This is a genomic window from Qipengyuania sp. HL-TH1, assembly GCF_036365825.1.
GTDB lineage: Bacteria > Pseudomonadota > Alphaproteobacteria > Sphingomonadales > Sphingomonadaceae > Qipengyuania > Qipengyuania profunda.
The window spans coordinates 551,222-565,048 of the sequence record NZ_CP142675.1 but is presented as its reverse complement, the minus strand read 5'-3'; the positions used below and the strand labels follow the sequence as shown (position 1 = coordinate 565,048).

Annotated in this window: 13 protein-coding genes and 1 pseudogene; 8 read left to right on the top strand and 6 right to left on the bottom strand. The window is 65.9% G+C overall.

Translation table 11 applies throughout. The annotated features are described in order from the left end of the window. Nucleotides 1-30 precede the first annotated feature (30 nt). Both lysA and VWN43_RS03250 read left to right on the top strand, forming a co-directional pair. Nucleotides 31-1,293: a diaminopimelate decarboxylase gene (lysA, locus tag VWN43_RS03255; protein ID WP_320180679.1), complete on the top strand. Its 1,263-nt coding sequence runs from the start codon at nucleotides 31-33 to the stop codon at nucleotides 1,291-1,293. A 12-nt stretch (nucleotides 1,294-1,305) separates the two neighbouring features. Continuing rightward, the gene (locus VWN43_RS03250) at nucleotides 1,306-2,073 is read left to right on the top strand and encodes a precorrin-2 dehydrogenase/sirohydrochlorin ferrochelatase family protein (RefSeq protein ID WP_320180680.1); all 768 of its coding nucleotides are present in this window, start codon (nucleotides 1,306-1,308) and stop codon (nucleotides 2,071-2,073) included. On the opposite strand, the gene VWN43_RS03245 is transcribed toward VWN43_RS03250, so the two are convergent. Further along, nucleotides 2,070-3,041 (bottom strand): MarR family winged helix-turn-helix transcriptional regulator, encoded by a 972-nt coding sequence (locus VWN43_RS03245; protein ID WP_320180681.1) that lies wholly within the window; start codon nucleotides 3,039-3,041, stop codon nucleotides 2,070-2,072. The two genes, VWN43_RS03250 and VWN43_RS03245, sit on opposite strands and share 4 nt — an antisense overlap. Before the next feature lie 125 nt (nucleotides 3,042-3,166). Here VWN43_RS03245 and VWN43_RS03240 point away from each other — a divergent pair, with 125 nt between their 5' ends. Next, nucleotides 3,167-3,721 (top strand): RNA polymerase sigma factor, encoded by a 555-nt coding sequence (locus VWN43_RS03240; protein WP_320180682.1) that lies wholly within the window; start codon nucleotides 3,167-3,169, stop codon nucleotides 3,719-3,721. Then, a complete protein-coding gene (locus VWN43_RS03235; RefSeq protein WP_320180683.1) occupies nucleotides 3,718-4,092 on the top strand; it encodes a DUF6768 family protein in 375 nt (124 codons plus the stop codon). Before VWN43_RS03240 ends, VWN43_RS03235 begins: the two co-directional genes overlap by 4 nt. Here the strand turns inward: VWN43_RS03235 and VWN43_RS03230 are convergent. Together VWN43_RS03230 and VWN43_RS03225 are read right to left on the bottom strand one after the other, a co-directional pair. Beyond that, the gene (locus VWN43_RS03230) at nucleotides 4,089-4,631 is read right to left on the bottom strand and encodes a L,D-transpeptidase family protein (RefSeq protein ID WP_320180684.1); all 543 of its coding nucleotides are present in this window, start codon (nucleotides 4,629-4,631) and stop codon (nucleotides 4,089-4,091) included. The genes VWN43_RS03235 and VWN43_RS03230 overlap by 4 nt on opposite strands. Further along, nucleotides 4,631-5,920 carry an adenylosuccinate synthase gene (locus VWN43_RS03225; RefSeq protein WP_320180685.1) on the bottom strand — a complete coding sequence of 430 codons (1,290 nt, stop codon included), beginning with the start codon at nucleotides 5,918-5,920 and terminating at the stop codon, nucleotides 4,631-4,633. The genes VWN43_RS03230 and VWN43_RS03225 overlap by 1 nt, the downstream gene beginning before the upstream one ends. A gap of 125 nt (nucleotides 5,921-6,045) precedes the next feature. On the opposite strand from VWN43_RS03225, the gene VWN43_RS03220 reads away from it, so the two are divergent. The 4 genes from VWN43_RS03220 (at nucleotide 6,046) to VWN43_RS03205 (ending at nucleotide 9,625) form a co-directional block, all read left to right on the top strand. After that, nucleotides 6,046-6,864: an aldo/keto reductase gene (locus tag VWN43_RS03220; RefSeq protein ID WP_320180686.1), complete on the top strand. Its 819-nt coding sequence runs from the start codon at nucleotides 6,046-6,048 to the stop codon at nucleotides 6,862-6,864. Nucleotides 6,865-6,946: 82 nt separating this feature from the next. Further along, nucleotides 6,947-8,029, top strand: a complete 1,083-nt coding sequence (locus VWN43_RS03215; RefSeq protein ID WP_320180687.1) for a DUF5694 domain-containing protein — start codon at nucleotides 6,947-6,949, stop codon at nucleotides 8,027-8,029. 47 nt (nucleotides 8,030-8,076) lie between these two features. Then, nucleotides 8,077-9,027 (top strand): oxygen-dependent tRNA uridine(34) hydroxylase TrhO, encoded by a 951-nt coding sequence (gene trhO / locus VWN43_RS03210; protein ID WP_320180688.1) that lies wholly within the window; start codon nucleotides 8,077-8,079, stop codon nucleotides 9,025-9,027. Continuing rightward, nucleotides 9,020-9,625 (top strand): glutathione S-transferase, encoded by a 606-nt coding sequence (locus tag VWN43_RS03205; RefSeq protein WP_320180689.1) that lies wholly within the window; start codon nucleotides 9,020-9,022, stop codon nucleotides 9,623-9,625. Before trhO ends, VWN43_RS03205 begins: the two co-directional genes overlap by 8 nt. Here the strand turns inward: VWN43_RS03205 and VWN43_RS03200 are convergent. The 3 genes and pseudogenes from VWN43_RS03200 to VWN43_RS03190 all read right to left on the bottom strand — a co-directional run bounded on the left by VWN43_RS03200 (nucleotide 9,622) and on the right by VWN43_RS03190 (nucleotide 13,601). Beyond that, nucleotides 9,622-10,734, bottom strand: coding sequence for an ATP phosphoribosyltransferase regulatory subunit (locus VWN43_RS03200; RefSeq protein ID WP_320180690.1), 1,113 nt, complete (start codon nucleotides 10,732-10,734; stop codon nucleotides 9,622-9,624). The two genes, VWN43_RS03205 and VWN43_RS03200, sit on opposite strands and share 4 nt — an antisense overlap. A 28-nt stretch (nucleotides 10,735-10,762) precedes the next feature. Continuing rightward, nucleotides 10,763-12,347: pseudogene (serA, locus tag VWN43_RS03195) on the bottom strand (phosphoglycerate dehydrogenase). Nucleotides 12,348-12,443: 96 nt separating this feature from the next. Then, nucleotides 12,444-13,601, bottom strand: coding sequence for a phosphoserine transaminase (locus VWN43_RS03190; protein ID WP_320180692.1), 1,158 nt, complete (start codon nucleotides 13,599-13,601; stop codon nucleotides 12,444-12,446). Nucleotides 13,602-13,827: the final 226 nt, after the last annotated feature.

Genomic DNA, 13,827 nt, shown 5'->3' with positions numbered 1-13,827 from the left:
GCAGCGGGGCTTTGGGCAGAGGCGGTGCCCATGGATCATTTTGAGCTGAGAGACGGCGTATTGCATGCCGAGGGCGTGCCACTGCCACACATTGCCGAAGAGGTCGGGACGCCGGTCTATATCTATTCGCGTGCCACGCTGGAACGGCATGCGCGCGTGTTCCGCGAGGCGCTGGGCGCGCTCAAGGACCCGCATATCGCCTTCGCAGTGAAATCCAATCCCAACCTCGCGGTGCTCAAGATACTCGCCAATGAAGGCTATGGCGCCGACGTGGTGTCGGGCGGCGAGCTGACCCGCGCGCTGGCCGCGGGGATGAAGCCCGAGGACATCGTCTTCTCGGGCGTGGGCAAGACCCATGCCGAGCTGCTGCAGGGGCTCGAGGTGGGCATCGGCCAGTTCAACATCGAGAGCGAGGAAGAGGGCTACGAGCTGGCTGCCATCGCCGCACGGCATGGCAAGCGCGCCGCCTGCGCGCTGCGCGTCAATCCCGATGTCGATGCGCGCACGCATGAGAAAATCTCGACCGGCAAGCGCGAGAACAAGTTCGGCGTACCGCTCGACCGGGCGGCGGAGATCTATGCCCGGCTGGCCGAAGAAGACGGCCTCGATATGCGCGGCGTGGCGGTGCATATCGGCAGCCAGCTGTCGACGCTCGAGCCGCTCGAGACCGCCTTCGGCAAGGTCGGGGCGCTGATCGCTGAATTGCGCGCGCGCGGCTGCACCGTCACCCATGCCGATCTCGGCGGCGGGCTGGGCGTACCCTACAAGGCGGGCGAGGAACTCCCCTCCCCGGCCGAATATGGCGCTATGGTCGCGCGCGTCACGAAGGATTGGGACGTGCGCCTGATGTTCGAGCCGGGCCGCGTGATCGCGGGCAATGCGGGCGTGCTGCTGACCCGCGTGATCCGCGCCAAGCGCAGCGGCAACGGCCCGCCCTTCGTGGTCGTCGATGCGGCGATGAACGACCTTGCGCGGCCCGCCATGTATGGCGCGTGGCATGATTTCGACGCGGTCGAACCCAGCGGCGAGCGCATGACCGCGCATATCGTCGGGCCAATCTGCGAAACGGGCGATACCTTTGCGATGGACCGCGATTGCGATGCGCTGGTGGCGGGCGATCTGGCGGTGTTCCGCACGGCCGGGGCCTATGGCGCAACCATGGCCTCGTCCTACAATTCGCGCGGCTTCGTGGCCGAAACGCTGGTCGATGGCGATCGCTATGCCGTGGTCGCCGACCGGATCGCCGCCAGCGCGATCATGGATGCCGAACGCGTGCCCGAATGGCTCGATTGATGCGGTACCGCGATGCATAGCCTGCCGCTGTTCCACCGGATCGCCGGGCGACGCGTCGTGGTGGTCGGCGATGGCGACATGGCCGGCGCCAAGGCGCGGCTGGTCGAACGCGCGGGCGGAATTCCCTGCGCCGAAACCGAAGCGCATCACGCCGCGCTCGCTTTCGTGGCGCTGGACAACCCCCGGGCGGCCGAGGCCGCGGCATTGCGGCTCAAGCGCGCGGGCCTGCTGGTCAATGTCGCCGACCGGCCCGAATTGTGCGATTTCACCCTGCCCAGCCTGCTCGACCGCGATCCGGTGCTGGTGGCGGTGAGCACGGGTGGTGCCTCCGCCGGACTGGCGAAGCATTTGCGGCTGCGGCTCGAAGCGATCCTGCCGCAATCGCTGGGCGCGCTGGCCAGCACGCTGAGCGCGGCGCGCGAGCGCATTCGCGGGCGGTATCCCGATGGCGACACCAGGCGGCGCGCGATCGACGCGGCGCTGCAGGAAGGCGGCGCGCTCGATCCCTTCGCACCCGGCAGCGCGGACGCAGTCGAGACATGGCTCGATGGCAAGACAGCCACAGAAGAGACACGCGTGCTCGACTTCACGCTCACCAGCGACGATCCCGAAGACCTGACCATCCGGCAGGCTCGCGCGCTGGGCCAGGCGGATACGGTGCTGCACGATCCCGCAATTGTCGAAGCGGTACTGGTCCGTGCGCGCGCCGATGCGGTGCGCCAGCCGCTTCCCGCAGAGCCACCCGCGAGCGGGCTGACAGTCCTGCTGCGGCGCGGCTAGACGACCGCGAGTTCGGTCGCGCCGACTGCCGCGAAATAACGCGCCAGCGCATCGGCAGTTCTGTCCGCCAGCGCGATATAGGCGCGGCGGCGGTCATGCGGATCGGATACGCGCACCAGCAGATCGGCATCGACCATCTGCCCGATCCAGCGCAGGGCGGTGGTCGCGGGAACGCCCGCGGCGATACATAACGAGGTGACGCAGACCTGCTGCCGCTCGGCCCGCGCGGCGGCGAGATCGAGCAGGATATCCCACGCCGGATCGGCAAACAGCTGAGCGTCCAGAAAGCGCACGCGCAACTGGCGCGCCTTGATCAGCTTGCGCAGCACCGCGGCCTCGGGAAGACGCGGGCGATCGCTCCCGTCTCGCGCGACTTCATAGTCCTCCCCTTCACCGCGCCACGCAGGTGCGGGCGATTCGAAGCGGAACGCGCCGCCGCCTTCGCGCTGGCCGGGGGACAATTGCTCGAGCCGTTCGGCGATCTGCCCAACCTGTTCGGTCAGGCGGAGCAGCATCAGCCGGTCTTCCTCGCCCATTTCGCGCAAGCGCAGATTGGGCACCCGCGCGAGCACGCGGCCGATGGCGATGATGCGTTCGGCGCGGCCCGGATCGACGAGGATCTGCGGTGCCGACATCGAGAAACAGCCGAACACGCTGTCGAGCGCGCCCATGGTGGTGGACACCACAAGCTGCGCGCCTGCCTTGCCCCCACGCATGTCCAGCCGCGACAGCAGTGCCAACGCATCCGCGCTCGCTTCCGCGCAATCGACCAGCACGAGATCGCCCAGCGCACCAAGCGGCCCCTGCGCATATTCCTCGAGACTGCAGCATTCGCGTATCCGGAACCCTGCCGCGGCGGCATCCTCGCGCATTTCGGCGCGGATATGCGCGCGGTCGGCGAGCACGGTCACCGCCAACTGGCACCCGGCGGCATCGCGCACCGGCTCATATTGGAAATCCGCCTCCATCGACTCGTCCTCCGTTTGCTCGAATACAGGAACAGGATGAGAACAAATGTGGATCACGTCAAGAAGGCGGGCAAAATTCCCGTTCGTGATTGAACCATTCCCCACCCTGCTGCGACTATCGGGTCATGGCAGCTATCGAAGCCTCATCGCCCGATGCCGGGCGGCTGTATGACGAATTGCTCGTCACGCTGGTGCAGTCGGGTGACCGGCGCGCGGGCGAACGGCTGGCGATCCGCTGGCAGCCGCGTCTGGCAAGAACCGCACGCCGGTTGCTGGGCGATGAAGAGGCGGCGCTGGTCGCGGTGCAGGAGGCGTGGCTGTCGATCCTGCGCAATATCGCAGGGCTGCGTGACCCGTCGCGGTTTGCCCCCTGGGCCTTTGGCATCCTGCGCCGGCGCTGCGCCGACCGGATCCGGCAGGCGCAGGCGGACCGCGCCCGCCGGGGCGAAAGCGAGGACGAGCCCGCGCTCCCCGCCGCGGCGGATGACGCGCTGGCCATTCGCCAGGCTTTTGCTGCGCTACCGGGGGAACAGCGGCTCGCCGCGCAATTGTTCTTCGTCGAGGGGCTGACCCTCGCCGAAATCGCCGAGGTGCAGGCGGTGCCGCCGGGTACCGTCAAGACGCGCCTCTTTCATGCCCGCCGCAAATTGAAAGCGGCCCTGTCCGGAGACGAAACATGACCGATATCGACACCCGTATCCGCGGCGCGCTTGACGCGGATGACGAGGCTTTCCTCGCCGCGCTCGATCCCGACCGCGGAATGTTCCAGCAGATCGGCGACAGCATGCGCGGCCCGCTCGGCGGCTGGGCCAAGCTCAGCTTTGCCATCGCGATCATGATCGGCGTGGCGCTCGCCTATTCCTTCTACCGCGCGCTGACTTTCGCCAGCATGGAGGAACTGGTCGGCTGGGGCCTCACCTGTATCGCGCTGCTGGTGATGCAGGGCTTCCTCAAGGAATGGATGTTCGCACGCATGAACATGCTGACGCTGCTGGCGGAAGTGAAGCGGCTCCAGCTGCAGGTCGCGCTGCTCGCTGACAAGCGCGGCTAGGGGCGGATCTCGATCGGCGTGCCGTCGGGGATCAGGCTCCACAACTCGGCGATCTCGGCATTCGACAGCGCGATGCAGCCATCGGTCCAGTCCCCCGGTATCCGCGTTTCATAGGGCAGGCCGTTGGGCTGGCCGTGGAGGAAGATCAGCCCGCCCGGCGACCGCCCGCGCGATCGCGCATAGGCGCGGTCCTGCGCATTGGGATAATCGATGTGCAGGCTGAGGTAATAGCTCGACTGCTCGTTGCCATAGGTGATCGTATAGCGCCCCTCGGGCGTGCGCTCGTCCCCCTGGAAGCGTTTGTGGCCCTGCGGCGCATCGCCATATTGCAGGCCCGAATAGGTGCGGATCGCCCGCCCGCCCTGATAGACCCACAGCTTGCGCTCGGACTTGTCGATCAGGACGAAATCGGCCCGCTCACCCGGCCGCGCCTGCTGCGCATGCGCTGTCGGTACCGGCAGCGCAGCGGCGCAAGACAGGGCGGCGAGGAAGACGGCGAGAATGCGCATGGTGCCGCCACCATAGCGCAGATTTCTCATCAATCCATAAACGGATCGCGCATCAGGATCGTATCGTCGCGCTCGGGACTGGTCGACACCAGCGCGACCGGCGTTTCGATCAGCTCCTGCACGCGCTGGATGTACTTCACGGCATTGGCGGGCAGGTCGGCATAGCTGCGCGCACCCGCGGTCGATTCGTGCCAGCCTTCCATGCTTTCGTAGATCGGTTCGACCGCGGCCTGGTCGGCGGCATGGCTGGGGAAATAGTCATAGACATTGTTCCGCAACCGGTAGCCGGTGCAGATCTTCACCTCGTCGAGCCCGTCGAGCACGTCGATCTTGGTCAGCGCGATCCCGGTCACGCCGCTGATGGCGCAGGTCTGGCGCACCAGCACGGCATCGAACCAGCCGACCCGGCGCTGACGCCCGGTGACGGTGCCGAATTCATGGCCGCGCTCGCCAATGCCCTTGCCCACCTCGTCGTCGAGCTCGGTCGGGAACGGGCCGCTGCCGACGCGGGTGGTGTAGGCCTTGACGATGCCGAGCACGAAGCCGGTGGCATTGGGCCCCAACCCGCTGCCTGCCGCGGCGGTGCCGCTGACCGTGTTCGAGCTGGTGACGAAGGGGTAGGTCCCGTGATCGATATCGAGCAGGACGCCCTGCGCGCCTTCGAACAGGATCTTGGCGCCCGCCTTGCGGACCTTCTTCAGCCGCTTCCACACCGGCTGCGCATATTTGAGCACGAAGGGCGCAATCTCGCGCAGTTCGGCGAGCAATTGCTCGCGGTCGACCGGGTCCTGCTCGAACCCGGCGCGCAGCGCGTCGTGATGCGCGCACAGTCGGTCGAGCTGCGGTTCGAGATGATCCAGATGGGCCAGATCGCACACGCGGATTGCGCGGCGGCCGACCTTGTCCTCGTAGGCCGGACCGATACCGCGCCCGGTTGTGCCGATCTTGCCCGATCCGGCGGCCGCTTCGCGCAGCCCGTCGAGATCGCGGTGGATCGGCAGGATCAGCGAGCAATTGTCGGCCACCGCGAGGTTGTCGTCATTGATGGTGACGCCCTGCGCTTCGAGCTTCTCGATCTCGGCCTTGAGCGCCCACGGGTCGAGCACCACGCCATTGCCGATCACGCTGAGCGTGCCCGAAACGATACCGCTGGGCAGAAGCGAGAGCTTGTAGGTGGTGCCGTCGATGACCAGCGTGTGGCCCGCATTGTGGCCGCCCTGGAAGCGCACCACGGCATCGGCGCGGCTGGCCAGCCAGTCGACGATCTTGCCCTTGCCCTCATCGCCCCATTGGGCGCCGATCACGGTGACGTTGGCCATTCGATAGTTCTCGCAAATGTAAGGAAATCAAACGCCGCGGGCGTTAGGCTGATCTAAGGCACGGGGCAAGGCGCTTTGCCGGAAACATGGCGGCGCAAATCCGTTGGTACGGCAAAGGAGATCTTATGACCGATTATCCCACTCTCGCGCTCAATGACGGCCGCCAACTCCCGCAACTGGGCTTCGGCACCTACAAGATCGACGAGGGCGATGCACCCGAAGCGGTCAAGACCGCGCTCGATGTCGGCTACTGGCTGGTCGACACCGCGGCGATCTACCAGAACGAGCGCGGGGTCGGCAAAGGCGTCGGCGACTGGTCCGACATTTTCCTGCAGACCAAGATCTGGAACGAAAGTCAGGGCTTCGAGCGAACCAAGAAGGCCGCCGACAAATGCCTCGAACGGCTCGGCCGCGACCATGTCGACATGCTGCTGATCCACTGGCCCTGCCCCGAAAAGGACCTGTTCGTGGAGACGTGGAAAGCGTTCATCGAACTGCGCGGCGAAGGCAAGGCGAAGTCGATCGGCGTGTCGAACTTCCGCGAGCAGGACCTGCGCCGGATCATCGACGAAACCGGCGTGACGCCCGCGCTCAACCAGATCGAACTGCACCCCACCTTCCAGCAGCGCGAACTGCGCAAGCTGCACGAGGAACTCGGCATCGTCACGCAGTGCTGGTCGCCGCTGGGCCAGGGCGCGGGGATCGAGAACGAGACCATCGCCGCGATCGCCGAGGAAACCGGCCAGCCCGCCAGCGCCGTAATCCTGCGCTGGCACATGCAGCATCGCCTGTGCCCGATCCCCAAGGCATCGAGCCGCGACCACATCGAAGCCAATTTCGCTGCGCTCAAGTTTACCCTCACGGACGACCAGATGGCCCGCATCGACGCGCTCGACGATCCCGAAGGCCGGATCGGACCCGATCCGGGCGATTTCGAAGGCTGATCGCCGCTAGAGGATCGAACCCGACTTACTTGACTGTATTATATGGACATGACACCTCCTGCGGCGATTTCGGGAGAATGTCATGTCCATTTTTCTTGCCACCCTGCTCGCCGCGACGATGCCCTCGGCGCCGATGACGAGCGAGGCGAACGATCCGGTGTCCATCGTCGACCACGCGGCGCGCGATCGCGGCGATCTGAGCGAAGTGCTGGTGTTGGGCAGCGCGCATCTCAGTTCGCTTCCAGAGAATTTCGATACCGTCCGCTTCGACCCCCTGCTGGGACGCCTCGTGGACTGGCAGCCGGATGCAATCGCGATCGAGAACCTTGATGGACCGCAGTGCGATTTCCTGCGCGCTTATGTGCATTCCTATGCCGACACCGCGGAGAATTATTGCCCCGATCCCACACCGGCACGCGAGGCGCTGGGCATGAGTGCAGCGCAGGCGCACCGCGAGATCGGTGAACTGCTTGGCGAGGGGGCAACCGAGCGCTCGGCATCGCAGCGGCGGCGGCTGGCCGCGCTATTCCTGGCGATTGGCGATCCGAACTCGGCGCTGGTCCAATGGCTCCGCCTACCCGAAGCCGACCGAATTGCGGACCACGCGCTCACCACCGAGCTTGTCCAGACGCTAGCGAAACGGATGGCACGCCTGAACGAATCCAGCCTGATCGCCGCGAGGCTGGCCGCCCGGCTCGGCCATGAGCGGGTCTATCCGGTGGACGATCACACCGGCGACATCGCGGGGCATCCGATCGACGAAGAGACCTTCGGCACGCAGATGCGCCAGATCTGGGACAATCCCGCCAGTGCCGAGCGGCTGGCGGCCTATCAGAAATGGCAGGAGCAGTTGGAAGGCGGCACGCTTTCGGTGCTCGAATGGTACCGCAGCCTTAATACTGAGGAACAGGCGCGGCTGGCGATGAAGAGCGATTTTGGCGCTGCGGCAGGGTCAACGCTGCCGGGCAATGCGGGGCGCAAATATCTCGCGTATTGGGAGACCCGCAATCTGCGCATGGTCGCGAATTTGCGCCAGGTGATCGGCGACGAGCGCCGCGTGCTCGCCATCGTCGGCGTCTCGCACAAGCCCTATTACGAACGCTACCTACGCATGACGAGCGATGTCAGGCTGGTCGATACAAGCGTGGTTCTGGAGATCGACTGATCGGCGGGGGTGCCTGCACGGCCAAGCCCTGCTAACGGGACGCGGTGATGTCCAAGCCCCCGATCCGCATCGCCGCGCTCTATCAGTTCGCGCGGTTCGAAGACCCGTCCGCGCTGCGTGCGCCCTTGCTCGCCGCGTGCGAAAGCAATGCGGTGCGCGGGACGCTGTTGCTGGCGAAAGAGGGCATCAACGGGACCATCGCCGGCAGCGGCGAGGGAATCGCCGCGGTGATCGCGCATATCCGCATGCTGCCCGGCTGCGGCGCGATCGAGGTGAAGGAATCGCGCGCCGCCACCATGCCCTTCAACCGCACCAAGGTCCGGCTGAAGAAAGAGATCGTGACCATGGGCCAGCCCGATCTCGATCCGCTGGCAGGCGTTGGCACCTATGTCGCGCCCGAGGACTGGAACGCGCTGATCTCCGACCCGGAAACGATCGTGATCGACACGCGCAACGATTACGAAGTGCAGATCGGCACCTTTGCAGGCGCGATCGACCCGCAAACCACCAGCTTCGGCGAATTTCCCGAATGGTTTCGCGCCAAGCGCGCCGAACTGGAAGCCGAGGGGCGCAAGCCCAGGATTGCCATGTTCTGCACCGGCGGGATTCGCTGCGAGAAATCGACCGCTTTCGCGCGCGCCGAGGGGGTGGACGAGGTCTATCACCTCAAGGGCGGCATCCTGAATTATCTCGAACACGTGCCCGAGCAGGACAGCCTGTGGCGCGGCGAATGCTTCGTTTTCGACGAACGGGTCAGCGTCGGCCACGGACTGGCGGCGGGCACCCACGGCCTGTGCCGCGCGTGTCGCAGGCCGCTGAGCGAAGCCGACATGGCGCATGCCCACTTCAGCGAAGGCGTGTCCTGCCCGCGTTGTCATGACGAGCGCAGCGACGAGCAGCGCGCGCGTTATGCCGAGCGCAACCGGCAGGCGCGGCTCGCACGCGAACGCGGCGAAGAACACATCGGGCGGCGCGGCGAAGCTGGGCGCGATGGCTGAACCGATCCTCTACAGCTTTCGCCGCTGTCCCTATGCGATGCGTGCACGCATGGCGCTGCGGATCGGCGGGGCATCCTACGAACACCGCGAGGTCGTCCTGCGCGACAAGCCGCCGGAAATGCTCGAGGTGTCGCCCAAGGGCACGGTGCCGGTGCTGGTCGCCGGACCGGGCGAGGTGATCGAGGAAAGCCGCGACATCATGCGCTGGGCGCTGGGGCGCAGCGACCCCGAAGGCTGGCTCGAGCGCGACGATCCGGAGTTGGTCGAAACCAATGACGGGCCGTTCAAACACCATCTCGACCGCTACAAATACGCTACCCGTTACGACGATGTCGATCCGGCGCAGCATCGCGCGGCGGCGCTGGAGATACTGCGCACGCTGGACGAGCGGCTTTCCCGGTCAGCCTATCTGCGGGGCGAGACGCGCGGCTTTGCCGATATCGCGATCTTTCCCTTCATCCGCCAGTTCGCCAATGCGGATCGTGAATGGTTCGATAGTCAGGCGCTGCCGCACCTTCAGATCTGGCTCGCAGGCCTGATCGATTCCGACCTCTTCGCCGGGATCATGGCCAAGCACCCGCAATGGGTGGCGGCCTAGAGCGGTTTGGGCTCGGTCCCGTCGAGCACATGCGAGCAGCCGAGCGCGCGCGCATCATCGCTGTCCGACACCGCTGCCACGGTCCGCCAGCCGATCGCCCGCAGGCGTGCGCCGACATCGCGGTCGTGGCCCAGCGGCAGGAACAGGATCTCGCGCTCATCGGCCTCGGGTCCGCCCAAGGCATCGAGCAGCGGATCCATATAGAGCGAGAACCCGGTCGCGGGTTCGTCGCTGCCCTTGATCGTATAGGTCCCCCCACGGCCCAGCGCGCCGCGCGCGCCCTCGCCATAGAGCGTGAAGCCGAACCAGCTCTGGTATTCGAACCCGTGCCGCTCGGTCGGGTCGAGCGTGACCCGCGCACGGTCGCCGATGGTCGCGGCAATTTCGCGCAAGCCGGTGATCCGGCTGCCCAGCGCGCCGTCCACATCGATCTTCGCCAGCGTGTCGATCGCCTGATCGAACGGGCCGGTGGCATACAGCAGCGGGAGGTAGGCCTCACCGCCTGCGTCGCGCAGACCGCCGGCGTCCTTTGTATCGAGCTCGCGGCGAACCGCGGCGCGGCGTTCGGGATCGAGCGGCAGCGTGTCTTCGGCCAGCGTATCGACCAGGTCGGGCAGCGTGAAATCGACCGAGATACTGGCCACCCCCGCCGCCTTGAGCGCCGCGATCGCGACCGAGACCATTTCGCTGGCAGCGGCAACACTGTCGGTGCCGATCAGTTCGGCCCCCACTTGCAGTCGCTGGCGCGCCGGGTCGAGCTGGTCCGCACTCAGCAGCGCGATATCGCCGGCATAGCATAGACGCAGCGGACGCGGTGCAGCGGCCATGCCGGTGGCGGCAATGCGCCCGACCTGAACGGTCATGTCGCTGCGTAGCGCCAGCGTGCGCAGGCTTTCGGGGTCTGTGAAGCGCACCATGCGGCGCGTCGCGACGCCATCCATCCGGCCTGCCAGCGAGTGTTCGAATTCGACCAGCGGCGGACGCACGCGATCGTAGCCATGGCTGTCCATCGCATCGAGCATCGCGCGCTTGGCAGTGGTGATCGCGCGCGCGCGCGCCGGCAGCGCGTCTTCGAGGCCGATGGGCAGGAGGTCGTCTTGATTGGTCATCGCGCCGCGCCCCCTGCCCTATCGTTTGTCAGAATGCCAGTGGCATCACGACCTTGACGCCTTCGAGCGCGCAGGCCTGCTCGACCACCTCGGGCGGGATCGGCGCGTCGACGCTGAGCAGCACGGTGGCCTCGCCCCCGGCCTGGCGGCGACCGAGGTGGAAGGTGCCGATATTGATACCCGCCTGCCCGAGCAACGAACCGATCCGGCCGATGAAACCGGGTGCGTCTTCGTTGACGATATAGAGCATGTGGCCTTCGAGTTCGGCCTCGATTCTGCACGCCGAACAGCTCGACCAGCCGCGGGGCATCGGCCCCGAACAGCGTACCCGCCACCGACCGGTCGCCCTGGTCGGTGCCCACCGTCACGCGGATCAGCGTGTTGTAGACGCCTTCCTTCTCGTGCCGGATCGAACGGATGTCGAGCCCGCGCTCCTTCGCCAGATAGGGCGCGTTGACCATGTTCACCGTGTCCGAATACTGGCGCATCAGCCCGGCCAGCACCGCGCCTTCGATCGGCTTGCCCGACAGTTCGGCTGCCGCGCCTTCGCGCTCGATCGAGATCTTGGTCAGATTGCCATGCGCCAGCTGGCCCACGAGGCTGCCGAGGTCTTCGGCCAGACCCATATAGGGGCGCAGCTTGGGCGCTTCCTCGGCGCTGAGGCTGGGCATGTTGAGCGCATTGGTGACGCCGCCGCTGACGAGATAATCCGCCATCTGTTCGGCCACCTGCAGCGCGACATTGACCTGCGCTTCGGTGGTGCTGGCACCGAGGTGCGGCGTGCACACGAAGTTGGGCTTGCCGAACAGCGGGCTGTCCTTGGCAGGCTCGCTCTGGAACACGTCGAGCGCGGCCCCGGCAACCTGCCCGCTGTCGAGTGCGTCGGCCAGCGCCGCCTCGTCGATCAGGCCGCCGCGCGCGCAATTGACGATCCGCACGCCCTGCTTGGCCTTGGCGAGGTTTGCCGCCGACAGGATATTGCGCGTCTCGTCGGTCAGCGGCGTGTGCAGCGTGATGAAATCGGCCTTGGCCAGCAGCGTGTCGAGATCGGCTTTCTCGACCCCGATTTCGACCGCGCGTTCCTCGGTCAGGAAGGGATCGTAGGCGACGACCTTCATGCGCAGGCCCAGCGCGCGGCTGGCGACGATGCTGCCGATATTGCCCGCGCCAATCAGGCCCAGCGTCTTGCCCGTCACTTCGACGCCCATGAAGTCGTTCTTGGGCCATTCGCCCGCCTGCGTGCGGACATTGGCGGCGGGGATCTGCCGTGCCAGTGCGAACATCATCGCAATGGCGTGTTCGGCCGTGGTGATCGAATTGCCGAACGGCGTGTTCATCACCACCACACCCTTGCCGCTGGCGTAGGGGATATCGACATTGTCGACGCCGATGCCCGCACGGCCGATCACCTTGAGGTTTTCGGCAGCGTCGAGGATTTCGGACGTGACCTTGGTCGCGCTGCGGATGGCAAGGCCATCGTACTGGCCGATCACCGCCTTGAGTTCGTCGGGCGTCATGCCCGGCTTCACGTCGACGTCGCAACCGCGCTCTTCGAAAATGCGGGCGGCGTTCGGGTCCATCTTGTCCGAAATAAGGACTTTGGGTTTGTTCATGATTTTTCTCTCGTCATCCCAGCGAAAGCTGGGATCGCTTTCGATTTGGTCGGAGCGAGCGGATAGCGGTCCCAGCTTTCGCTGGGACGACGCCAATTATGCCGCTTTCACCTGCTCGTAGGCCCACTCGATCCACGGCAGCAGGCGTTTCAGATCTTCCTGCTCGACCGTGCCGCCGCACCAGATGCGCAAGGACGGCGGGGCGTCGCGATAGCCGTTGAAGTCGTAACCGACGTCGCGATCTTCGAGCAGCTTGACGATCTTCTTCGGCACCGCTGCCTTCTCGTCGTCGGGCAGGCTGTCATACCACTCGCCCTGGAAGACAAAGCACACGCCGGTGTTGGTGCGCTTGGCCGGATCGGCGACCATGTTGCGCAGCCAGGGGGTTGCCTCGATCCAGTCGAGCACGATCCTGGCATTGGCATCCGCGCGTTCGAACATCGCCTTGCGCCCGCCCATCGCCTGCGCCCATTCGAGCGCGTCGATATAGTCCTCGGTCGCCAGCAGCGAGGGCGTGTTGATCGTCGCGCCCTCGAAAATGCCGGTGTTGATCTTCCCGCCCTTCTTGAGGCGGAAGAGCTTGGGCAGCGGCCATTCGGGATCGTATTCCTCGATCCGCTGCACCGCCTTGGGGCTGAGGATGAGCATGCCGTGCTGCGCTTCGCTGCCCATCACCTTCTGCCAGCTGTAGGTCGTGGCATCGAGCTTGGACCAGTCCATCTCCATCGCGAAAACAGCACTGGTGGCATCGTTGATCGTCACGCCTTCGCGGCCCGGCGCCAGCCAGTCGGTGTTCGGAATCTTGGCGCCCGAAGTGGTGCCGTTCCAGGTGAAGACGACGTCGTTGTCCTGCGGGATGCTCGCGAGGTCTGGAATTTCACCGTAATCGGCATCCATCACCGTCAGTTGCGGCAGCTTGAGCTGCTTGACCGCGTCCTGGATCCAGACATTACCAAAGCTTTCCCATGCCGCGACGGTCGCCGGGCGATCGGGGCGCAGCATGGTCCACATCGCGCATTCGAGCGCGCCGGTGTCCGATGCGGGCATGATGCCGACGAGGTAATCCTCGGGCACGCCGAGCATTTCCTTCGACAAGTCGATGGCATATTTCAGCCGCGACTTGCCGAGCGCGCTGCGATGCGAGCGGCCGAGCGATTCGGTTTTGAGATTGGCGGCTGACCAGCCCTTGTGCTTGGCGGTCGGTCCGGACGAAAAGAAAGGGCGCTCGGGTTTGAGCGTAGGTTCGGCAGTCATGTATTCTCTCCTTGCAGAGAGCTCGCGCGGCGTTGGGACCGCGTGGCCCGCCGCCCGCACTAATGTTGCGCCGCAGCAAGTCAATGCGAAATAGCTATGCATCGGTGAACCGCCTTTGCGACACGACCGGCGCCGTCGGGCGAAAGGCTGAGTTGGCGGCACGTTTTGCGCGCCTTTCCAGCATCGTAGGCCCGGCCCATGCTGCGGATGGACGGCATCGGACAAC

Coding starts and splice junctions, on each gene's coding strand:
- lysA (WP_320180679.1), top strand. CDS start 31: ATGGATCATTTTGAGCTGAGAGACGGCGTATTGCATGCCGAGGGCGTG.
- VWN43_RS03250 (WP_320180680.1), top strand. CDS start 1,306: ATGCATAGCCTGCCGCTGTTCCACCGGATCGCCGGGCGACGCGTCGTG.
- VWN43_RS03245 (WP_320180681.1), bottom strand. CDS start 3,041: ATGGAGGCGGATTTCCAATATGAGCCGGTGCGCGATGCCGCCGGGTGC.
- VWN43_RS03240 (WP_320180682.1), top strand. CDS start 3,167: ATGGCAGCTATCGAAGCCTCATCGCCCGATGCCGGGCGGCTGTATGAC.
- VWN43_RS03235 (WP_320180683.1), top strand. CDS start 3,718: ATGACCGATATCGACACCCGTATCCGCGGCGCGCTTGACGCGGATGAC.
- VWN43_RS03230 (WP_320180684.1), bottom strand. CDS start 4,631: ATGAGAAATCTGCGCTATGGTGGCGGCACCATGCGCATTCTCGCCGTC.
- VWN43_RS03225 (WP_320180685.1), bottom strand. CDS start 5,920: ATGGCCAACGTCACCGTGATCGGCGCCCAATGGGGCGATGAGGGCAAG.
- VWN43_RS03220 (WP_320180686.1), top strand. CDS start 6,046: ATGACCGATTATCCCACTCTCGCGCTCAATGACGGCCGCCAACTCCCG.
- VWN43_RS03215 (WP_320180687.1), top strand. CDS start 6,947: ATGTCCATTTTTCTTGCCACCCTGCTCGCCGCGACGATGCCCTCGGCG.
- trhO (WP_320180688.1), top strand. CDS start 8,077: ATGTCCAAGCCCCCGATCCGCATCGCCGCGCTCTATCAGTTCGCGCGG.
- VWN43_RS03205 (WP_320180689.1), top strand. CDS start 9,020: ATGGCTGAACCGATCCTCTACAGCTTTCGCCGCTGTCCCTATGCGATG.
- VWN43_RS03200 (WP_320180690.1), bottom strand. CDS start 10,734: ATGACCAATCAAGACGACCTCCTGCCCATCGGCCTCGAAGACGCGCTG.
- VWN43_RS03190 (WP_320180692.1), bottom strand. CDS start 13,601: ATGACTGCCGAACCTACGCTCAAACCCGAGCGCCCTTTCTTTTCGTCC.